At 26.3% G+C, this 22,641-nt stretch carries 22 protein-coding genes and 1 pseudogene; 5 read left to right on the top strand and 18 right to left on the bottom strand.

Annotation, left to right across the window (positions count from 1 at the left end):
* Positions 1-80: 80 nt before the first annotated feature.
* From BN7997_RS07780 to BN7997_RS07725, 12 genes are all read right to left on the bottom strand, one after another.
* Positions 81-611, bottom strand: a complete 531-nt coding sequence (locus BN7997_RS07780; protein WP_071120256.1) for an Rpn family recombination-promoting nuclease/putative transposase — start codon at positions 609-611, stop codon at positions 81-83.
* 178 nt (positions 612-789) lie between these two features.
* Complete coding sequence (locus BN7997_RS07775; RefSeq protein ID WP_083335043.1) at positions 790-1,227, bottom strand: glucosamine-6-phosphate deaminase; 438 nt, start codon at positions 1,225-1,227, stop codon at positions 790-792.
* A gap of 35 nt (positions 1,228-1,262) precedes the next feature.
* The gene (locus BN7997_RS07770) at positions 1,263-1,604 is read right to left on the bottom strand and encodes an Rpn family recombination-promoting nuclease/putative transposase (RefSeq protein ID WP_071120255.1); all 342 of its coding nucleotides are present in this window, start codon (positions 1,602-1,604) and stop codon (positions 1,263-1,265) included.
* 178 nt (positions 1,605-1,782) lie between these two features.
* Entirely contained in the window at positions 1,783-2,532 is a 750-nt protein-coding gene (gene nagB, locus BN7997_RS07765) for a glucosamine-6-phosphate deaminase (protein ID WP_071120254.1), read from the bottom strand.
* Between the two features lie 15 nt (positions 2,533-2,547).
* On the bottom strand, positions 2,548-3,684 hold the full coding sequence (gene nagA / locus BN7997_RS07760) for an N-acetylglucosamine-6-phosphate deacetylase (RefSeq protein WP_071120253.1): 1,137 nt from the start codon (positions 3,682-3,684) through the stop codon (positions 2,548-2,550).
* Between the two features lie 9 nt (positions 3,685-3,693).
* Positions 3,694-3,966, bottom strand: coding sequence for a UTRA domain-containing protein (locus BN7997_RS07755; RefSeq protein ID WP_071120252.1), 273 nt, complete (start codon positions 3,964-3,966; stop codon positions 3,694-3,696).
* Complete coding sequence (locus BN7997_RS07750) at positions 3,951-4,517, bottom strand: ATP-binding cassette domain-containing protein (protein WP_071120251.1); 567 nt, start codon at positions 4,515-4,517, stop codon at positions 3,951-3,953. Before BN7997_RS07750 ends, BN7997_RS07755 begins: the two co-directional genes overlap by 16 nt.
* Positions 4,518-4,753: 236 nt before the next feature.
* Positions 4,754-6,115 (bottom strand): hypothetical protein, encoded by a 1,362-nt coding sequence (locus tag BN7997_RS07745; RefSeq protein WP_071120250.1) that lies wholly within the window; start codon positions 6,113-6,115, stop codon positions 4,754-4,756.
* Position 6,116: 1 nt separating this feature from the next.
* The gene (locus tag BN7997_RS07740; protein WP_071120249.1) at positions 6,117-6,632 is read right to left on the bottom strand and encodes a sigma-70 family RNA polymerase sigma factor; all 516 of its coding nucleotides are present in this window, start codon (positions 6,630-6,632) and stop codon (positions 6,117-6,119) included.
* 186 nt (positions 6,633-6,818) lie between these two features.
* Positions 6,819-7,727, bottom strand: coding sequence for an Rpn family recombination-promoting nuclease/putative transposase (locus BN7997_RS07735; RefSeq protein ID WP_071120248.1), 909 nt, complete (start codon positions 7,725-7,727; stop codon positions 6,819-6,821).
* Between the two features lie 87 nt (positions 7,728-7,814).
* Entirely contained in the window at positions 7,815-8,270 is a 456-nt protein-coding gene (locus tag BN7997_RS07730) for a GntR family transcriptional regulator (RefSeq protein WP_071120247.1), read from the bottom strand.
* Between the two features lie 312 nt (positions 8,271-8,582).
* A complete protein-coding gene (locus tag BN7997_RS07725) occupies positions 8,583-9,365 on the bottom strand; it encodes an MATE family efflux transporter (RefSeq protein ID WP_083335041.1) in 783 nt (260 codons plus the stop codon).
* Between the two features lie 27 nt (positions 9,366-9,392).
* Here BN7997_RS07725 and BN7997_RS07720 point away from each other — a divergent pair, with 27 nt between their 5' ends.
* Positions 9,393-9,932: a DUF6143 family protein gene (locus tag BN7997_RS07720; RefSeq protein ID WP_071120246.1), complete on the top strand. Its 540-nt coding sequence runs from the start codon at positions 9,393-9,395 to the stop codon at positions 9,930-9,932.
* 146 nt (positions 9,933-10,078) lie between these two features.
* On the opposite strand, the gene BN7997_RS07715 is transcribed toward BN7997_RS07720, so the two are convergent.
* From BN7997_RS07715 to BN7997_RS07700, 4 genes are all read right to left on the bottom strand, one after another.
* A complete protein-coding gene (locus BN7997_RS07715) occupies positions 10,079-10,672 on the bottom strand; it encodes a class I SAM-dependent methyltransferase (RefSeq protein WP_071120245.1) in 594 nt (197 codons plus the stop codon).
* 304 nt (positions 10,673-10,976) lie between these two features.
* The gene (locus BN7997_RS07710) at positions 10,977-15,107 is read right to left on the bottom strand and encodes a bifunctional 2',3'-cyclic-nucleotide 2'-phosphodiesterase/3'-nucleotidase (RefSeq protein ID WP_071120244.1); all 4,131 of its coding nucleotides are present in this window, start codon (positions 15,105-15,107) and stop codon (positions 10,977-10,979) included.
* A 439-nt stretch (positions 15,108-15,546) separates the two neighbouring features.
* Positions 15,547-16,143: a hypothetical protein gene (locus tag BN7997_RS07705; RefSeq protein ID WP_071120243.1), complete on the bottom strand. Its 597-nt coding sequence runs from the start codon at positions 16,141-16,143 to the stop codon at positions 15,547-15,549.
* A gap of 209 nt (positions 16,144-16,352) precedes the next feature.
* Complete coding sequence (locus tag BN7997_RS07700; RefSeq protein ID WP_071120242.1) at positions 16,353-18,023, bottom strand: M28 family peptidase; 1,671 nt, start codon at positions 18,021-18,023, stop codon at positions 16,353-16,355.
* A gap of 297 nt (positions 18,024-18,320) precedes the next feature.
* On the opposite strand from BN7997_RS07700, the pseudogene BN7997_RS07695 reads away from it, so the two are divergent.
* Positions 18,321-19,261 (top strand): annotated as a pseudogene (locus tag BN7997_RS07695) (IS982 family transposase).
* 142 nt (positions 19,262-19,403) lie between these two features.
* Here the strand turns inward: BN7997_RS07695 and BN7997_RS07690 are convergent.
* Both BN7997_RS07690 and BN7997_RS07685 read right to left on the bottom strand, forming a co-directional pair.
* Positions 19,404-19,838 carry a hypothetical protein gene (locus tag BN7997_RS07690; RefSeq protein WP_071120241.1) on the bottom strand — a complete coding sequence of 145 codons (435 nt, stop codon included), beginning with the start codon at positions 19,836-19,838 and terminating at the stop codon, positions 19,404-19,406.
* On the bottom strand, positions 19,828-20,208 hold the full coding sequence (locus BN7997_RS07685) for a nucleotidyltransferase domain-containing protein (protein ID WP_071120240.1): 381 nt from the start codon (positions 20,206-20,208) through the stop codon (positions 19,828-19,830). The genes BN7997_RS07690 and BN7997_RS07685 overlap by 11 nt, the downstream gene beginning before the upstream one ends.
* 503 nt (positions 20,209-20,711) lie before the next feature.
* On the opposite strand from BN7997_RS07685, the gene BN7997_RS07680 reads away from it, so the two are divergent.
* From BN7997_RS07680 to BN7997_RS07670, 3 genes are all read left to right on the top strand, one after another.
* On the top strand, positions 20,712-20,975 hold the full coding sequence (locus BN7997_RS07680; protein WP_071120239.1) for a hypothetical protein: 264 nt from the start codon (positions 20,712-20,714) through the stop codon (positions 20,973-20,975).
* A gap of 443 nt (positions 20,976-21,418) precedes the next feature.
* The gene (locus tag BN7997_RS07675; RefSeq protein WP_071120238.1) at positions 21,419-22,030 is read left to right on the top strand and encodes an ABC transporter ATP-binding protein; all 612 of its coding nucleotides are present in this window, start codon (positions 21,419-21,421) and stop codon (positions 22,028-22,030) included.
* Positions 22,031-22,032: 2 nt separating this feature from the next.
* Complete coding sequence (locus tag BN7997_RS07670; protein ID WP_083335040.1) at positions 22,033-22,500, top strand: helix-turn-helix domain-containing protein; 468 nt, start codon at positions 22,033-22,035, stop codon at positions 22,498-22,500.
* Positions 22,501-22,641 lie beyond the last annotated feature (141 nt).

Genomic DNA, 22,641 nt, shown 5'->3' with positions numbered 1-22,641 from the left:
GCTCTTTTTAGTTACATTATTTTTTAATTTACTTTTGTTAGCATAACACTTTTTTCGACTAATTTCAATAATTTTTGATGTTAGACATATAATTTCCCTTTATCTACCGTNTCTTCATTAGTTTCAATTTCTTTTAATCTATATCCATTGTGGAATCTATTATTATCTAAATATTTAAAGTTTAATATATTAATACAAATAGTTCTTTCTAGTTTAGAATAATCATCGCCTTCATTTAATTGTTCTTCATACATCTTACTCCAATAATATAAACTTCTTTTTATCATATTGTATTCATTCTTGAGTAACGGATGTTCCTGAAACGGTAGTGAAGGAATATCGTTGACGAGATGACCGAAGGGAATTTTTAACTGTATTTCAATATTAATAATTTCATTTTTATTAGTTCTAGCCTTTATATCAAGTCTTGAAAATTTATCATCTAAAAATTCTTTTTCTAAGTCTGAATTTCTAATTTCTACATTACTTATCGGATTTATAGGTTTTAGTATAGCATTTAAAAAAGATATTAATACTCTAGGATGTTTTTCTGAGCCAAATATTTTTTTAAATACAAAATCTATTTTAGGATCAAGTAGTCCTCTATTCATACATTCATCTCCTTTTATCTTGTGATTATATTTTTATTATATCATACTTATTAAATTTATACTTGATGATGCTACTATAAGAAATAATTATAATAGATCTATTTATTACAAATTTATAATTTAAACACAAAAATCCCCACGTCGTAAAATCCGACGGGGGGTATTTTCATTCAACTAATTATGCTATTTTATAGTCTTCTTCCTTTAAAAGCTTAGCAGCTTCTTTATCTAATATTAAAACTATATCACTATGAAACTGTAATATAGATGCTGGTACTTCGGGCACTACTTTTCCATATACAGTATTGTAAATAGCTTCCGCCTTATTTTCTCCTGTTGCAATTAACATTATTTTTCTACTTTTAAATATTGATCCTACTCCCATTGTTATTGCTTTTTTAGGAACATCTTCTATATTATCAAAGAATCTTGAGTTTGCTTCTATTGTAGAGTCTTCTAATTGTACTAAATGAGTTCCCTTTTCAAAGTTTATTGTTGGCTCATTAAACCCTATATGTGCATTATTTCCTATTCCTAATACTTGTATATCTACTCCACCAGCTTCTTTAATTAACTCATCATATCTTTCACATTCAGCATCAACATCATCTGTCATACCATTTGGTATGTGTATATTTTCTGGATTTATATTTATNTTCTTTTTATCATATTGTATTCATTCTTGAGTAACGGATGTTCCTGAAACGGTAGTGAAGGAATATCGTTGACGAGATGACCGAAGGGAATTTTTAACTGTATTTCAATATTAATAATTTCATTTTTATTAGTTCTAGCCTTTATATCAAGTCTTGAAAATTTATCATCTAAAAATTCTTTTTCTAAGTCTGAATTTCTAATTTCTACATTACTTATCGGATTTATAGGTTTTAGTATAGCATTTAAAAAAGATATTAATACTCTAGGATGTTTTTCTGAGCCAAATATTTTTTTAAATACAAAATCTATTTTAGGATCAAGTAGTCCTCTATTCATACATTCATCTCCTTTTATCTTGTGATTATATTTTTATTATATCATACTTATTAAATTTATACTTGATGATGCTACTATAAGAAATAATTATAATAGATCTATTTATTACAAATTTATAATTTAAACACAAAAATCCCCACGTCGTAAAATCCGACGGGGGGTATTTTCATTCAACTAATTATGCTATTTTATAGTCTTCTTCCTTTAAAAGCTTAGCAGCTTCTTTATCTAATATTAAAACTATATCACTATGAAACTGTAATATAGATGCTGGTACTTCGGGCACTACTTTTCCATATACAGTATTGTAAATAGCTTCCGCCTTATTTTCTCCTGTTGCAATTAACATTATTTTTCTACTTTTAAATATTGATCCTACTCCCATTGTTATTGCTTTTTTAGGAACATCTTCTATATTATCAAAGAATCTTGAGTTTGCTTCTATTGTAGAGTCTTCTAATTGTACTAAATGAGTTCCCTTTTCAAAGTTTATTGTTGGCTCATTAAACCCTATATGTGCATTATTTCCTATTCCTAATACTTGTATATCTACTCCACCAGCTTCTTTAATTAACTCATCATATCTTTCACATTCAGCATCAACATCATCTGTCATACCATTTGGTATGTGTATATTTTCTGGATTTATATTTATATGGTCAAATAAATTTTTATACATAAAATAATGATAACTTTGGTCATTTTCTTTAGGTAATTTATAATATTCATCTAAATTAAATGTTCTTACTTCTGAAAAATCAATATCCCCTTTTTTATTAAGACTTACTAAATTTTCATACATTCCTATAGGTGTAGAGCCTGTTGCAAGACCTAAAACTGAATTTGGCTTTAAAGTTACTTGACTTAATATCATTTGTGCAGCTTTTTTACTTACTTCTTCATAATTTTCACAAACTATTATTCTCATATAATCCACCTCAATTTAATTTATCTTATTGTATATTGTATCGCCTTCTACTATAGTAGCTAAGCAATCCATATTCTCATTAAATATAGCTATATCTGCATCTTTACCTATTTCTAAACTTCCCTTTTTATCATCTACCTTTATTGATTTTGCAGGGTTTAAAGATGCTAAGTTTATTGCTTCGTATATATTTAAGTTTGTATTTTCTTTAAAATTATATACTGCTTTATTTAAAGTTAGTACACTTCCTGCTAAACTTCCACTTGCTATCCTTGCATAGTTATCTTTAACATATACAGTTTGACCACCTAAATCATACTCACCGTCAGGCATACACCCAGCTCTCATAGAGTCTGTAATTAATACTAATTTATCTTTTCCTTTACTATCAATTACAAATTGGAATAATTCTTTGTTTATATGTATTTTATCTGCTATTAATTCACAGTACATATCCGACATTAAACCTAATCCAACAACTCCTGGATTTCTATGATTTAGAGGAGTCATACCATTAAATAAATGTGTTATATTAGTTACTCCTAAATTTTTAGCTTCTTTTCCTGTACTATAACTAGCATCGCTATGACATATTGATAAAACTATATCTGTTTCTTTTTTTACTTGTTTTGTGAATTCAAAATCTTTATCCTCTTCTGGGGAATATGATATTACTTTTATAATGTCTGTGTAATCTTTTATAAAGTCAAAGCTTGGTTTATATATATATTTAGGATTTTGTGCGCCTTTATATTTTTCATTGATAAAAGGTCCTTCCATATGTGCACCCAACACTTTTGCACCTTTAATACTTTTATTTTTAGCTTTTATTATATTATCAAATGCTTTATAAATTCTTTCAGGTGACATAGTCATTGTAGTTGGTAGGAAAGATGTAACTCCAGTTTCTACTACTCCTTTACTTATAATCTCTACTGCATTTTCATCTTCATCCATGGCGTCAAATCCCTTACATCCATGTATATGTATATCTATAAGCCCTGGACATACATAGTTTCCTTTTGCATCTATAACCTCACAATTAGTTGGTACTTTATCACATATATCTATTATCTTTTTATCAAATACTATTACTTTATTTTCTAAAACACCATTTTTTAAAACAATTTTACCATTTACAACTGCTTTCATATTATCCCCCTATTCAGTCATCATAATTTGGTATTGATGTTTATCACTTGTAAAAATTGATATAGTATACTCTAATATGCTTTGGTCTTTAGTATATACGTTTCTAGCAAATTTTAAAGCAAGTGAATTTATATCTCTGTTTAAAAGTTTTGAGCTATCTTTATTTAATGTTATTGGTTCTATTATTTGTATTGCTTTTTCTATTTTATGATTATATTCTTCTCTAAATACCCTATATAAAGAATCCTCTTCTTTTAGAACTTCTTTTAATCCAGCACACATTTTTTCTGGAATATATACAGTNCTGGATTATTAAGCATTTCCTTAATAACTTGAATAAGTTTAAATTCTCCCCCACTAAGTTCAGATATCTTTTTATCTTTATGTTTACTTAAATTTGCAAGATTAAGTTTTTTATTTATGTTACTTTCGTAATCATGACCATCTATTGCATCAAATTTATCTGATGCTTCTTGGTACTTTTCTAATAATGCTTCAATATCTGAAGAATTTTCCATTTGTGAACAGATGTGTGCTATTTCTTCTTCTAGTCTTATAAATTCTTGTGCTATATATTCAAAAACAGTTGTTTCTTTACTTTTATCACATTGTGAAAACTGGCTTACATATCCAATTTTACAATTTTGGTCCATTTCTAGTGTACCATCAAAAAGGTATCTTTCTGGATCCATTATTATATCTATTAATGTACTTTTTCCACTACCACTTGCTCCTATAAAGGCACAGTGTTGACCGTCTTCTATTGTAAATGAAATATTGTTATATAGGTCTTTTTGTGGAAATGAGTAAGATAAGTTGTCAACTTTTATCATATTATTACCTCTCTTGGTCATTTAAAAAGAGCTTATAAAATAAGCTCTTTTTAGTTACATTATTTTTTAATTTACTTTTGTTAGCATAACACTTTTTTCGACTAATTTCAATAATTTTTGATGTTAGACATATAATTTCCCTTTATCTACCGTATTTAATGCAAAACACAATCGATTTCAAGCAATAACAAGCTTATGTGTTAAATTAGTAATTTTTAAATTAATTGAAGTAAAAATTAATCTATACTTATTTTCCAAGGACCTTTAATTTCATATTCACTTCCCAATACTTTTATAAATAACTTATCATCATTTTGCTTTGGTAATTTAAAGGTTATAGTTCTATTTCCATCTTTTGAAATATTTCCTGAAAGACCATCCTCAAACCAATTTTCTCCTTCTGTTGTAATACTATTTCCAGCTGGTACTACTACACACTCTAACATTTTTACTTCCCTATCTTCATTATCTGGATAATTTAGTTCAATAGTATAGTATTCACCGTCTCTTTGGATACTCACTATATTTACGTGTGAGTTTGCTTTAATAAACATTTCATCTTTATTATTTATCATTATATTTTTATTAATATTTATCTTATCTTCATTAGTAGGTATCGGTAATTCTACTATATCACTGCTATTTAGCCCTTCAGGTATTACTATACTTATAGATGGTATCTCCAGGGTAAAAGGTTTCTTAAGATTTGTTATATCTATACAGTATCTATTATCAGTCAATAAATCTGTACCTTCTGCTAATTTTCCTTTTGATATATTTCCATCTCTATCTTTTAAAGTTATAATACCTTCTATTGTTCTATCTAAATCGTAATTAGTAGGATACGGAGATGCTCCATAATTTACTATCATATTTTCTTTAGGTAAATTATCTAATAATGTTACATATAATTTATTATTTTCTTCATCAACTATCGCCGTTATTTCTATATTTTTATTAAATGCACTATATCCTAATTCACTAATATTATTTACCTGCTTAGCTTTACTTAGCTTACAGTTAAATATTGCCTTATTTCCATTATCTAAAGTAAATTCTAGTTCTACATTTTTTTCATTATACTTTTTATCATATTCAAAAAAATAATTCCCACTCCAAGAGGCATAGGATCTTGTATCATATAGTTTTGTAATATTACATGTACTACTTTTTAGTTTATATTTGTTAATTTTAATTGTAGCATCATTACTAGGTAATTGACCGTTTCCTTCTACACTTACTGTTATCATTTTATTTTTTGGGTCATAACTAAGTTCCTTTAATGTTACTTTTCTACTTCCTATTTTTTTATTTATAGTTTTTTCTAATAGATATATGGTACTATCAGTACTTATTATATTTCCTGTACTTGGTATATAGGTATAAAACATATCTTTTAAAGCCTTTATTCCTAGAGGTGTTATGCTTAGAAATATTATCACAGATGCAGCTGCAATAACTTTTTTCTTGTTAATTGTTTTTTTATTACTCAAACTTTTTAAAGTTTCATCTATCCCTTTAGATATATTTCTTGGAACTACAATATCATCATTTTCTTGTAATATTTGTTTTATCTTTGCATCTAGTTTTTTATCCATATTACAGCACCTCCTCATTTATACTAAGTATTTCTTTTAGCTTTTTTCTTGCCCTTGATAATCTTGACTTTATTGTTCCTTGTGGTATATTTAAACTTTCTGATATATCTTTTATGCTCATATCTTCATAGTAGTAAAGAATCACTATTATTTTTAAATCACTATCTAAATTATTTATACTTTCTTTTAAATCTAATTTATATGATTCTTCTATTTTTAAGTCTTCTGTAATTTCCATATCTAAATTCATTATTTTTTTATTCTTTTTTAATAGGGCATTACATTTATTTATAAGTATTTTTATTAACCAGGTTTTAAAATACTCTTCTTGTCTTAAATCTTTTATACTTATGTAAGATTGAAGTATAGCCTCTTGTATACAATCTAGAGCATCTTCTTCATTTTTAGTCATAGCTATAGCTACTTTATATAAATCTTTTTCATAAGCTTTAATTAATGTTGAAAAAGCTAAATTATTTCCTTTTTTGCTTTTTCTTACAAGTTTTATTTCATCCATCTTATTCATCCCCTGCTGTGTATTCATTATTCTTATATTAGATATAATTTAAACCATATTGGTTCACGTAATTTTTATTTTTTAATAAAGTATTCACTATAAATCATGTCTTTTAACTTTAACTTATTCATTCTGTAAATAAAAATAAGGCAAGACGATTATTTAATAAATATCTTGCCTTATTTTTTATATATTGTTTTTTATGTTTAATATCTCATTTTCAGAAAGACCAGTAGCAAGTATAATTTCATTTATAGGTATCCCCATATCTAAAAGGTTTTTAGCTACTTTTTCTATTCCTTTTTCTATTCCTTTTTCTATCCCTTTTCTCTCAGCTTCATTTAATGCACTATTTTTATCTTTTAAAGTTTTAGATCTCATTTCATAAAGTAATCGTTGCTCTTTATCATTACTAATTCTGATAAGTTCATCCTTTGCTTCCCTTATTTCTGAAATAGTTAATTCAAGACTTCTAACTTTTTCACTTTCAGGATTTTTTAAAAACTCCATCCACGCAACAAGCATGTCTTTTTCATCACTATCCTCTGATAACTTAGGTATTTCTATAAAATGAATTTCTTGTATATTAGTTAATTCTTCATTAGTTTCAATTTCTTTTAATCTATATCCATTGTGGAATCTATTATTATCTAAATATTTAAAGTTTAATATATTAATACAAATAGTTCTTTCTAGTTTAGAATAATCATCGCCTTCATTTAATTGTTCTTCATACATCTTACTCCAATAATATAAACTTCTTTTTATCATATTGTATTCATTCTTGAGTAACGGATGTTCCTGAAACGGTAGTGAAGGAATATCGTTGACGAGATGACCGAAGGGAATTTTTAACTGTATTTCAATATTAATAATTTCATTTTTATTAGTTCTAGCCTTTATATCAAGTCTTGAAAATTTATCATCTAAAAATTCTTTTTCTAAGTCTGAATTTCTAATTTCTACATTACTTATCGGATTTATAGGTTTTAGTATAGCATTTAAAAAAGATATTAATACTCTAGGATGTTTTTCTGAGCCAAATATTTTTTTAAATACAAAATCTATTTTAGGATCAAGTAGTCCTCTATTCATACATTCATCTCCTTTTATCTTGTGATTATATTTTTATTATATCATACTTATTAAATTTATACTTGATGATGCTACTATAAGAAATAATTATAATAGATCTANTTCTAAAGCAAAAGGCTCATTATCTATTATTCTAAGCCTTTTTATTTTATAAATAAGCTCATGTTCATTTTTTATACTTAAATTCTCTCTTATAATTTTATTCTGAACACCTATTTCAAATTCTAATATCTTATTATTTATATTAAAACCTCGTTCACTCATAACTTCTGTAAAACCTTTTAACTTTTGAAATCTATACTGTTGTTTTTTATATGATACAAAAGTTCCCTTACCTTGTCTTCTTTCTAATAAGCCTTCATTTACTAAATTTATAATTGCCTTGTTTACTGTCATTCTACTAATATTTTGAAGTTTGCAAAGTTCTCTTTCTGGCATTAGGCTTGCACCTTCTTCAAGTTCTTTACTTTCTATCATATCTTTAATTATTTGATAAAGTTGAATATGAAGTGCTATGTCTAAATTTTTATCTACTATTTTCATTTTTCACCATTTTCATTATTTTTATATTGGTCTATACCAATATAGTAGTGCAAACAATTTCCTAAGTCAACTTATTTTGCAAAATTATTATTTATTATCATTTTAATTATAATAATTTATATATAAATACACATCAGATGCTTAAATCATTATCAGTTAGAATTATAATTTATCCTCAAAGCAAGTAATTTATAATTTCTTAGTATATAAAAATAAAAGCCTGAGAAATATTACAAAATATATCTCAGGCTTTTACATTTATTTATATATATAAAATCTATTATTTTCTCTCTGACCTATCATAATTTAATTTTATGGATTACATGCTTTATAATTTACTTTAGCTTTTCTATTTGAGTATATACATATTCCTAAAAAAGTAATAATTTCCGTAATAGGAACTACAATCCATAAACTATTTCCACCTAAAACAACAGGCATTATAAGCACAAGAATAATATTTAATAAAAACCCTCTTATTATTGATATACTAACAGATACCTTTTCTCTTCCAATTGATTGGAAATAGTTACACATTAATATATTAATATTCATAATCCAAAATGCACTTAAATACATTCTTATAGGTGTTATACCCATATTTATAATAGATTCGTCTGCTTTTACAAAAACTAATATTACTTCCTTTGTGAAAACAAATACTATAGCAAATAAAATAATACCTATAGCTATAGTAGTGTACATTGCATACTTTAATACATTTCTTACCCTCTTAACTTCATCAGCACCATGATTAGTTGCTATAATTGGCTGACTTGCTTGAGCAATACCATTAAATAATGATATTCCAACAATTATACAGTTTGAAATTATTCCATATATTACAATTCCATTATCTCCTATATACTTTAAAATCTGTATATTAAATATAAATATTACAAATCCACTTGCCACTTCCATTAAAAAACTTGAACTACCACATGATATTATTTTCTTTACCATGTCAAAAGATATTCCCTTAATACATATCTTTATTCTATTTTTCTTTTTTATAAAATGAGTAAGTAACACTAAAGATGTTATAAGGCTACCTATAACAGTTGCCATTGCAGCACCTTTCATCCCCATTTGCATTGGAAAAACATATATTAGGTGATTACAATGATTGATACAATTAAGGAAGTATGTAAAGAAACATCCATTCCTTATCCACTATATGAATCTATGATAGGAAAATATTTTATAGGTCAAACTCCATTTTTACCTACAAATAGTAATAGCCTACTAGTAGCATTAGTAAATCCTAAAGATTCAAAAGTAAATATTTTTTTAAATGTTGCAACAATCACAGCTCTACAAGCTATTGGATTAGTTGAGTTTTATTTAGGTTCTAATTTATACGGAGGAACTTCTAGTACTTTATTTAGTTGTACTAATACTAATTTTGACACTATCCCTAAAGGTTTAATTAAATACTGGGAACCTGCAATTATTCCAAATCATGCGACTTCTATTTTTACAAGATATATAACTAACCCAGGTACTGAAATAGTAGATGGTGGGCAAATAATACTAGCTCCAGGTAAATCATTCTATATTTATATATCAGATTCAAATCATCCACTAACATATCTATCTACAAGATTAGCTTTTGGTTGGTGGGAAGAACGTAGAGAGTGCTGTAATTCTAAATGTTGCTAATAATAGGCCTACAATATTTATTGTAGGCCTATTATTATTAAAGATGTCTTAAATTTACTATATATATCATCCATTAAGTCTTTATTTTTTACTTTTTTTATATCTCATTTAGCATTGATTCTATCTGATACTAATTCATAATTAAATTAAATTTTATAAGCTATCCCTTTAATAAACACAAAAACTTTATTCCCAAATGTCTCATAGTTTGAAATTTTAAAATTAGCATTTTCAATATTTTTATAAGTATCACAGTTTATATTGCACTTACCAATCTTTTTCCAAGTTCCATTTAAATAATGGGCTAAATCCCTGTAAAACTTCTCATGAGGAATGACATGCTCTATGAAGATTAATTTTCCATCATCCTTTAAAACTCTATGTATTTCTTCTAAGGCCTTGTTAGGATTATCAATAGAACATAATACAAGTGTTGCAACTACTGTATCAAATGATTTATCATCAAATGGTAGTTTTTCAGCATTTGCAGTTATATAATTAATATTCATTTCTTTGTTTAATTTATGATTCATTATAAATTTGTTAAACTTTAAGTCTAAAACATTTAATAATTCAATATTTTTAGAGTTGTAGTAATTAAAATTAACTCCACCTCCAGAGCCTATTTCAAGTACTTTGCCTTTCACATTTGTTATAAGTTCTTGTCTTCTTTTATGAAGCAATACTTTTTCAAAAGGCAATATAAATAAGTTAAATATAATTGTTAGTAGTTCGTTCATTATCTTCTCCTAGTTATAGATATATAATATATGTTTATGAAGTATTCAGAAATATTAAATTAATTCCACTATTTTTATACTTGTGTTTTGTTCTTTATATTTAAATCTTGTTTAATACTAAGTGCATTTATATACATACCTATAACTTTTAATTTTAATTCTTTACTATATTTGTTATATTTTTATACATAGGAAAATCCCCTTATCATAGCTACACTTAGCACCATTATAAGATACTTTATTTTATGTGACTAATATAAGGGGATTATACTATTTAATTAAAAGTTTATTTTATAGTTTTATATTATTTTTTTCTTCTTCTATTGTTTGCAAATATACCAGCTATAGAAGCTATGCCTACACCTACAAACCCTAATATACTAGCATCACCAGTTTGTGGATTAGATGGTTTAGTAGTATTTGAGTTATTTTCACCTTGGCTTCCATTGTTATTTGAAGTATTTCCACCATTTGAGTTGTTTCCACCTTGATTTTCATCATTACTTCCATTGTCTCCATTTCCTGGATTAGAAGTTTCATCTTCGATTTCTTTATTTATTTCATTAACTAATGTATTTATGTCTTCAACTGTAGCATCTTTTACTTCTAATATAGATACTAATTCTTCAGTTTTAGTTTTAGCATTGTATATTTTTACTATTGTTTTTCCTTCTTCTTCACTTACTTTTACTGTGTGCCCAGCTTTCATAGCTTGTGATAAGATATCTTTTAAGTATTCTTTTTCAACTTCTACTTTTATAACTCCATCAACCATAGTACCAGCAAGTATTCTACCTTGTTTAGTATAGCTAACAGTTCCTAAAGTTTTTATAAAGTTTGCTAATATTTCTTCTAATGAAGAGTATTCGTTTATTGTTGGAACATCAGCAAAGCATGGGTAATCATCTCCACCTGCTGCAGTAAAGTCATTTGTTGCTACTGTATAAGTTTTGTTCATATCTAAAGCTTCACCATTTATAGTTAAAGATATTATTCTATCTCCAACTGGCTTGCTTGGATCTACTACAAATTTTATACCTGCTACATGTGGGAATCCACCTAAAGATTCTCCATAGCTTCTTACACCAAATTCAAGAACTTCTTTTATTTGAGCTCCTGTAAGTTGTTTTGTAACTACAAAGTTACCAAATGGTAAAACACTTACTATATCACCTTTTGTGATATCTCCTGCTTTTATACTAGCACGGATTCCACCACCATTTGTTATAGCTAAGTCTGCACCAGTTTCATCCATCATAGCATCAGTTATTAAGTTACCTAAGTTTGTTTCTCCAAACCTTACGCTGTTTCTCTCTCCATCTAATTCTATAGTATTTTTTCCTATTACTTCAGATAATACTTCACCTTGTGCTTTATCTATTTCAGCTATTTTAGCAGCAACTTTTGCATCTGGAGTTACTTTTGAAGCTTCTTCTTTAGTTATAAGGCTTGCAGTAGCATTTACTACTTCATTATTTTCATCTAATTCTATTTCAACTTTACCAAGGTTTGATAAGTATTCTCCTGTACTTACTAATAAAGTATCATTTACTTTTTCACCATTTTTAAATGTTGTATGACTGTGTCCATCAACATATACATCTATACCGTCAACAGCTTTTATAACATCATATGCTGTAGGATCACTACTTTCATCAGTACCAACATGTGATAAAGCTACTATTACATCTGCACCTTGTTTTTCTAAATCTTCAACTTGTTCTTTAGCTGCATCTACTGGACTAGTAAATTCTATTCCTTTAACATTGTTTGGATTAGTTTTGTAAGCTGTTTCTTGTGTAGCTATACCAAAGAATCCAACTTTTACAGTTTTTCCGTTAACTTCCATTTCTTTTATGTGATTAGCTTCAAACACAGATTTTCCATCTTTATTTATATTAGAAGCTAATAATCTAAGTTTATTTTCACCGCTTTTTAATGTTACGCTATTTTTAAATAATTCCATTAATCTTGAGTATCCATAGTTAAAGTCATGGTTACCAGGAACCATATATTCATATCCAGCTGCATTTAATAAATCAACTGCATCTTGACCTTTACTTAATGTTACAAATGGTAAACCATGTATAGTATCCCCTGCATCAATTAATATTGAGTTTTTAGTATTATTTTTTATTGCTGCAACAGTATCTATACCTATTACTTTGCTATCAGCTTTTAATCTACCATGAGTATCGTTTGTATGTAATATTGTTATTTTATTTGACTCTTCTTTTTCTTGAGTATTTGATAAATCATAGTAATATTTGTATAATCTATCTCCTGCTACTTCTTTTTCTGTTGATATTGCAGGATAATTTGCTAAGTAATTTGCTCCATTTTCATGAGAAGTAAAGTATACTTTAGCATTTGTATTTACAGCTTTAAATTTCCAGTTGTTATCTACGCTTGGCTCTAATCTTCCAGTATCTTCTATATATTGCTTTAATACATCTCTACTTTCATCTGTACTATTATAAACTATTTCTTGTCTACCTTGCCATGGGAAGCTATTTCCACCAGCTCTATAGTTATTAGTAGCTATTAAGAATTCTTGGTCTAAGTCTATAGGTTGTCCATTATAAGTTAAGTTGTATATTCTTGAAGAATCAGGATTTATTACTTGTCCATTTTTATCATACTTAGGAGCTTTAGTTACATCTATTTCATATTCAACTCCATCTAATACGTCAAAGTTGAATGTAGGGAAATCTCTGTTTATTAAATCTTGTTCTTTAGTTAAGTTAGGGTCTATTGTATTAAACATATTAGCACAGAACTCTAACCATTCTTTTACATCTGAACCAGTTAATTTTATAACTGATACTGTATTATCATATTTATATAAGTTAGATAAATCTCTTATAGCAAGACCTCCTGCTTTTATATCAACATAGTTATCCGCACTGCTTCCTGCTTTAAATGGAGCTGCTGCTGATAATATTGGAAGGTCAGCATACTTAGCTAAACTTGGATCATTATCTTTTATTAATTTTTCAACATAAGCTTTTTGTGCATCAGATACTATTTGTACTGATGGATCATCTGCTACTAATGTAAAGAAACTATTTAAGTCTTTTGTAACCTCTCCTGATTTTTCATTTACATATGCATCTGTAGCTTTATGATATTCTTTAACAACAGCTTCTGTTGCTTCATCATTTTTTTTATCTTTTGTACTTACGTTATTTATTTTACTTTCTGAGTCATTTATTTTATATGTAACTTTACCATTTTCTTCTGTTACATCTATTTTAAGGTCAACTACCCCAACCTCTTTACCATTATTAAGTGGTTGAACATATTGAGTTATATCTCCATTAGTTTTTTGAACATTGTATTTTGCACTTTTGTGTACGTGTCCACCAACAACTACGTCTACATCTTCTATCATAGATAATGCATATCCTGCATTTTCTGCACCTGTTACATTTGTTGTTTTATCACCATATCCTGTATGAGCAAGTACAACAACTATATCAGCACCATTATCTTTCATTTCTTTAGTATATTTTTTTACAGCTTCATCCATTTCATCAACTGTAACTTCACCATTTAATATAACTTTATCCCAGTTTAAAATTTGTGTTGGAACAACTCCAGTTATACCTATTTTTAACTTTCTTTCTTGTCCATTAGAGTCTACAACTGTTTCTGTTAATATTTTATATGGATCAAACACTAACTTTCCAGATTTAGCATCTTTAAGATTTGCACAAACCATTCCCATACTAGTGTTTGCAGCTGTTATTTGCTTTATAAAATCCATACCATAGTTAACTTCATGGTTACCTATAGTTGTCATATCATATCCTAAAGATTCTAAAGCTTCATATACTGGATATTTTTGACCAGGTTTTACTGGTTGTTTTATAGCATATAAGTTAGCTAGTGGAGTTCCTTGTATTGTATCTCCATTATCTACTAATAATACATTATCTACTGATGATTTTACTGATTTATTAGCTTGCTTTTTTTGTTCTTTTATAACAGTTGCAGCCTTAACTAAACCTGAGTTATTTGTTTCTGAACCAGTGTAGTAATCATAGTTCATTAAGTTTGCATGTAAATCACTTGTTGCTAATACTTTAAAATCTATTGTTGCTTTAGCTGAATTTGCTTTTTCTATAGATTCTTCAAATACAACTGATTCAGTTTCTTCTACTTGATCATTTTCTAATTCTACTTCTGTAGTTTCTTTTACATGTTCGTTTTCTGATTCTACTTCTGTAGTTTCTTCATACTCTTCTTCAGTTAAAGATTCAGTTTCTTCTTCAGCTTGATCTAATGTTATAGTTTCTTCATTTTTTGCTTCATCTTCAACTTTTGCAGTTTCTGTTAGGTTTTCTAATGAGAAAATAGGTGTCACATTTTGACCCATTAATGCTACTGCCATAGTTATTGCTGCTATACGTTGTCCATTTCTCTTTATCATTATAACTCTCCCCACGTAATAATTATTTTCAAATATTTTTTGAATAATTTTTTAAATAGTTCGTATTTATGTTTTTTATATTATAACATATTTTTTTAAATATAACATACTATTTTATCATTTTTTTGATTTTTTTATATTTATAAGTTGTTTTATGTATATTTATGATATTCTTTTGGTTTTTTATTTTTTATTTATTTTAAAATATAATTTTATTTTATATTTAATATACGCTAATTATATTTTTTATAATAATACATATCAATACGAACATTTTAATTAAATTCCCTATTTTTCAATAATCATATTTAACTATTTCAATGAATTAATATCATAAGGAGTTATCTGAATAAATTAGATAAATAATTGATTTTATTAAAACATTAGTTGTATCCCCTAATACATTCCTACTTAATTAACAATCCTCTTCATTTGATTATTAGGAAATAATTATCATACCTCCCTTTTCCTCATATCCTGTATCCCATAGATTCTTAAATGAAACCCATCTATATTTTCCATAAGTTGCTATTTTTACAAGTAAATCATCTTCCGTTTCTTCATATCCAACAATTAAGAACCAATGCCACACTAATTCATTTAACTTTTTATTTTTATGCTTTAATAAAAGAAACGGTATTGGAATTTCTTTTTCTATTTGACCTACTACTATTTTTTCACCATCATATACTGAATTTTCCCCACTAAATGGTTCCATCTTTATTTCTTCATCATTAATATCATATAAATATGAGCTAAAACCATCTATATATAATTGTAAAGTATTTATACCTTTCATTCTTGGATGAAGATATTTTTTCATAATTTTTGAAAACTTAATATAATCCTTTTTTTGTAAAGAATCTATATTAAATGGATATAAATGCTTATTTTCTCTATATAGATTTAAATAAATGCACAAATCACAAGTTGCAATTGCCGCACATCCTCCTAATCTCATCATTGGATCATAAAACCAATTTTGATTTCCACCATATTCGCCTTCTATATTAAAATATGTTAATTCTTTTTTCATACTTAATTTTTCCTTTCTAATATAGTTGTTTATTGTAAATATTAATATCTTTAATATAATATGAATGCTACAAAACAATATTTTATTATAAATATTTATCTTATTTATTCTACATAAAATTAATTTTTAAAGTATATTCAACATAATCTTAAAAAATATAATTTACTATAATAAAAAAAGACTATAAATATTTATAGCCTTTTAATATATTAAAATAATTCTTTCATATTTATTAAACCTATCATAATAGCAGTATATGCAATCATTGCAAAAAACACATTAACACAAAGTGCTCCCATAGTTAATGCACAATTAAATAAATATATAGTAGGAACATATAACATTACTATTAAAGCTATCGGAAGTAACATTATATATCCTATATTTCTAACATCAACTAAGTATATTTTTATAAATAATGCTATTGATAACATTATAGTTGGAAATACTGTTAAATAACTTGCACCAGGTAATGCAAAAGTTAAAACTAATGATAATATAAATAACCCTATTAATGAACTTACAGTAAATTCATTCTTTTCTTTAAAGTTGTTTGTAAATTTCTTTACTATTAAGAAATATCCTACAAATAAAGCTATCATTACTATTATAAATATAGCTTTTTCAAACTTAATTAAAGGTAAATATGTAAGTTCAAACTTTCTTCCATTTATTAAAGCCAATAATCTACTTAATCCATATCCTAACCCAACAGTAACAAGTGTATATAATGAGTTTATACCTATGTACTTAAGTATCTTTTTGATATTTGTTATATTAAGCTTTTTAATTGCAAATAATATACTTAAAGCTATTAATGCTAATAATACCATATTAGTATTTTTTGAATATCTTATAAATTGATTTCCTAAAGTAAAGAATATAGAGTCTTCTTTACTTTCAAAAACATCTGGATTTGAATATTTTTCGTTAGAAACAAATTCTTTTACAATAGGTAAAACCTGATCACCATAGTGTTGCATAGATTTATCACTTAAATTATCAGGGTTATCATTAGGTGTATGATAATTTTCAAGTCCATCTAACACACTTATATTAATTCCAGTTAAATTATTTTCTAAAAATACCGTAAAGTCTGTACCATTTGGTAACAATCTATATATTTCTGGTGTTATAGAATATGAATATGGCTTATCAGTTGCTTCGTATAAATCAAGTACAGCCTTATTATTTTGACTTGTTTCAAACATTATAGCAGGTCCTGATGTACCTCTAGCTTCAATATTTATAACATAATTAACTCCATCAAATATTTCTTTTTCTTTTACTGATTCTTTAGCTCCTAAAAGACCACATTCTTCACCATCAGTAAATAATATCTTTATTCCATTTTCAAGCTCAACATTAGACTCTTTTATTACTCTAAGTGTTTCAAGTATTGTTGATAAAGCATATCCTGCATCTGCTGAACCTAGTGAACCTTCTGATTGAGAATAACGTCCTTCTTTTGCACCTGCACTATCATAATGTGTACAAAGGAGAATATAAGAATCTGATTTACCCTTTAACTCTCCGTATATATTCTCTAAATCCACTTTTTCAGTAGCATTTTCTCCATATGCTTCATGATTTTTTAAGTGAACATCGTCATATTTATATGTTTTAGTACTTACCTCCAACTTATTAAGTTCAGATATTAAATAATCTCTAACCTCATCTTGTGCTTCTTTGTCAGAATCAAATATAGTGTGTGGTTCTTTTGATATATTTAATATATGCTCCATTTGACGATTGACATTAGTTTTACTGTCATCAGTATAGTTAGGTTTAGAAGGATTCATAGCGTTATACCCTATTAATCCTGAAACACCTACTGTGACTGTCAAAATTAATGCTGATATTTTCTTTTTTAAACTCATCTCTCTCTCCTATGTTTTATAATTTTTCTATATATTTAGAATATCAAAAGAAATTTATTTTGTAAATCAAAATATTTTATAATCTATATATTCCGATATCAAAGTACATAGAATAAAGTATATAACTAGCTTTTATGCAATTCAATTTTTTTAATAAAACTATTTTTAGTGGATAAATTATCATATTATTTTTATTGATTTAACTCGTTGCGCTAGTTAATTTTTTCAATAATAAAACTCCAACAAATATAGCAACCTAAGATTATCAATACTAATTTAAAGAGGGTTTACTATATGATGTTGGAGCTTAATAATTATTATATCCAGGAGTTAGAAAATTTAACAGATTTGTTTACAAATATTTTTGTAATTATAGATGATATATACAATGAAATTATACCTATTGGTATAAGAAATAAACGTAATATTAAGGATAGCAAACTTTCAGATAATGAGATAATTACTATTAGTATAGTTGGAGAACTTTTAACTATTGACTCAGAGAAATCATTTTTTAGTTTATTAAAAAGAGAATATAAATAGCTATTCCCAAGATTAGGAGATAGAACTAGATTTAATAGAACTAAAAGAAATTTGCATTTAGTAATATCTAAAATAAGAGGATATATATCTGAATTTATGCAACTTTACTCTAATAATATAAGAGTTATAGATAGTATGCCTATTCCTGTATGTGAGTTTGGAAGAGCTCATTTTAATAAGTGCTTTAAAGGCCAAGCCTCCTATAGAAGATGTGCTTCTAAAAAATAAACTTATTTCGGATTTAAATTTCATGCACTTACTACTGTATATTGATTTTTAACTGATTATATTATAACTCCAGCAAACATAGATGATAGAAATGCGGTATGGGATTTATGCGATAAATATAGCTCTATCTCTATAATCGGAGATAAAGGATATATTAACAAAAGGCTAACTCCTGAGTTAAAAAATGAAAGATATATAGATTTACTATTCTTAAAAATAGAAAATAGTAGAGATAACTATCCAAAAGAAGTAAGACAACTAATATTTAAAGTTAGAAGAAGGATAGAAACTAGTTTTCTCAATTAACAGAACAATTAAATTTAAACAAAGTTAAAAGTAAATCAATGCTAGGATTTATGACTAGAACCTCAATAAAAGTTTTGGCTCATAATATTTCATTTCTAATAAATAAATTGATGAGAAATGATGATTCTATAGCTAAGATAAAAAGATTAGTATTTGGTTAATATTTACAAATACTAATCTTTATTGGATAGTGTTTTTTAAAAAAAATTATTTACTTTATTTTGAAAATAATTTTAACTAGCACAACAGATTAGATTAATTTAATTAACATACATACTATTTATTAAATCTTTTTCTAATCTATTATAAATTACTATTACAACTATTTCTTATATTAACAAATACATCTTCATTTTCTGTAAATAACTCATACATTTCTTCAAACTCAGGTATATCATAGCCATGTGAATCATCATTTCTTAATTTACGAAGTGTTTCTATAACTATTGCAGAATTTTTAGGCAATAAATTATGATACTCACAAGCCAAAAGATAATCATAAAAATTCTTAGATTTTATATTTAAATCAATAGTCTTATAATATAGCATAGCTTTTGTTAATTCCAAAAAGGAAACCATATAATTTTTAAAACCTTCCTTAATATACCTCTCCCATAAAGCTGGCATATCCTCTTTTGTGTATAACATTTTAAAATTTTGTAAATCATATAAACACGACCCAAAATCTCTATTTACAGCTTCTATAGAACTCCACGCTAATTTATTTTTAACTACCATACATATCCCTCCAATTTAATATATCTATAACATCGCTATTTTCAATATAAAAATTATTTAGATAATCTTTAAAATCTTTAGATTCATATATGATATCACCTTCAAATATATTTTTTCTAAGCTCTACTGTATAATTATCTGTAACAATTTTTAAATCTACATCAATATCTAATACATTTCTTAGAGATTCAGTCTTAATTGCAAGTTCTGTAATTGGTACTTTTTTAGCGGGTATCCATGCTATGTCTATATCACTATTATAGGTTGCTTTATCTGTACCAAAACTACCAAATATTATGATTGCTAGAGTATTTTCTTTTGGAAATATATTTACTATTGAGTCTTTAGTTTCCTGTGATATATTTCTCATCTCTAAATCACCTCTTATATATTTATAAAATTTATAGTACTAAAAAGGCTCTGGTCTTATAAAGTTTCCAGAGCTATTAATATTTATTCTTCTACAATCCCTAGTGCAACTTCAAGCATTGGCTTATTTCCTAAGTTATTATACCACATTTTATATATAGTTAAAACAGTTCACCTCTAAAGGACTTTTTACATTAATGAGTTAAAGTTATTTTCTAATATTCTTTGCGTGATTTGTCTCCTTTTACTTTTATTAAAACTACGACATTATTGTAATAGTACTGTTACAAGCATTATACTGTATCTTTTAAGAAATATAGTATTTTCTTAATAAAAAACTAGCTATAAAAAATTTAATATGTACAATAGATTAACTAGAACAACTGGCTAATTTTAGAATTCTTTTACTATATTTTTCTATTTATTTATCTTCTTTAAATTTATGTATTATATAGATATATTAGAGCAAAATATTTACAAAATTATAATTTGGAGGTATGTTTTATGAGTTTAAAAACTCCTTTAAATCAAAATTTAGATATAAAATGCCCAAAATGTAATCATAAGTTTGTATACAATTTAAACTTAGATGATATAAAAGAAGTGAATTCAAATAAAAGCGTACAAAATGAAAAAACACAATATGAATTTCTATCTTATGTAATTTGTAAAAATCCTTTATGTAACTATGATATAGAATTAAAAGGATATATTTTTGAGTACCCCGAAAATACCGTTGATTCAGTAGAGTTAATTAAATTAAAGTAGATTAATTCTTGATAAGTTATATAAATTCATAATAATGATTCTAGAGATGAAGCTAGACATACTAGTACGTTAAGTAAATTATAAACTATTATATATTTAACTCGTTGTGCTAGTTAAAATTTACAATAATAAAACTCCAACAAATATAGTAACCTAAGATTATAACCATTAATCTAAAGAAAGGCTACTATATGTTGGAGCTTAATAATTATTATATCCTAGACGTAAAAATTTAATTTTATAATAATTCCTCCATATATTTTCAGTAAATTTCTATTTTAGTAAATACCAAAGTTAATATATATATCCTCACTACCCATGGGTAGCGAATCAAGACCCCTTGTTTTAAGACATTAAAATTTATCTTTTCTTAAAAACTGGTACAAATCCTTCCACAAATTAATACAATAATATATACTAAAAAACTTCTTGGAGGTGACTATATGAAAGATATGGTCAAAATATCAAACCTTAATCAAACCTTTTATACCAAAGATGGAGAACTTGAAGTCTTAAAAAACATAAACTTTAATCTAATGGAGGGTCAAATTCTAACCATTCTTGGACCTAGTGGTTCTGGAAAATCAACTATACTAAATATACTAACTAAACTTTTAAAACCTACTAGTGGAGAAGTAATTATAAATGGGAAAATCGGATATATGTTTCAAAAGGATAACCTACTAGAATGGAGAAATATTATGGACAATATAACTATTGGCCTTGAAATTCAAAAGAAAAAAACTGATGAAGCAATGAAAAGAGTTGAAAGACTGTTAAAAACTTATGACTTATGGGAGTTTAGAAATATGTATCCAAAAGAGCTATCTGGAGGTATGAGACAAAGAGTTGCTCTTATTAGAACACTTGCAGTAGCTCCTGATATATTACTCCTTGATGAACCATTCTCTGCACTTGATTATCAAACAAGACTTTTGGTTAGTGATGATGTTTATAGAATAATAAAAAATGAAGGTAAATCTGCAATTATGGTAACCCATGATATTTCAGAAGCAATGTCTTACAAAGTGCAACCTTTGATAAAAACGATGTAAGTATTGATAATACTAAATTTAATGCTAAATCAGTTAGGGTTGATTGTAGTGAATTTATCGAAGAAAATCTTACAGATAACACTTTTGGAGAAAGATTAAGAAAATCTAGATTAGAATTAGGGTTGTCTATTCCAGAGGTTGCCGACATGTGTAATGTAACTAAATCTATTATTAGTGGATATGAATGTAACAGATTTAATCCTACTAAAGAAGTACTTAATCTACTATCGTCTAAGTTTGATATGGACTATCTTTGTATGGAAGGTTATACAAAACTTGTATATAATTTTGATGAGTTTTTGGATAAGCTTAGTTTATGGGTTAAAGAAAATAATCTTACTAAAGAAGATGCTGCAAGTAAGCTTGATATATCTCGTGGACTTTTTAGATTTTGGTTTAACGGTGGTGTTATTAGTATTAGTACATATAATAAAATTAAATTTAATATATATAAATATAACTTAATATAACCTATTTATATTAACTCAATATATAAATATGCCACATGAGTAATTTTGTATTATCATGTGGCATTTATTTTTACTTATTATAGTAGAATATATTTTCCCCAACTCCACCCTCACCTGTTCTAAATTAACATTTGGTAGTAA

This window comes from Romboutsia timonensis (genome assembly GCF_900106845.1).
In the GTDB taxonomy this organism is placed as follows: domain Bacteria; phylum Bacillota; class Clostridia; order Peptostreptococcales; family Peptostreptococcaceae; genus Romboutsia; species Romboutsia timonensis.
Note: the sequence above shows the minus strand (reverse complement) of the source record. Positions and strands in the feature narration are given on the sequence as shown.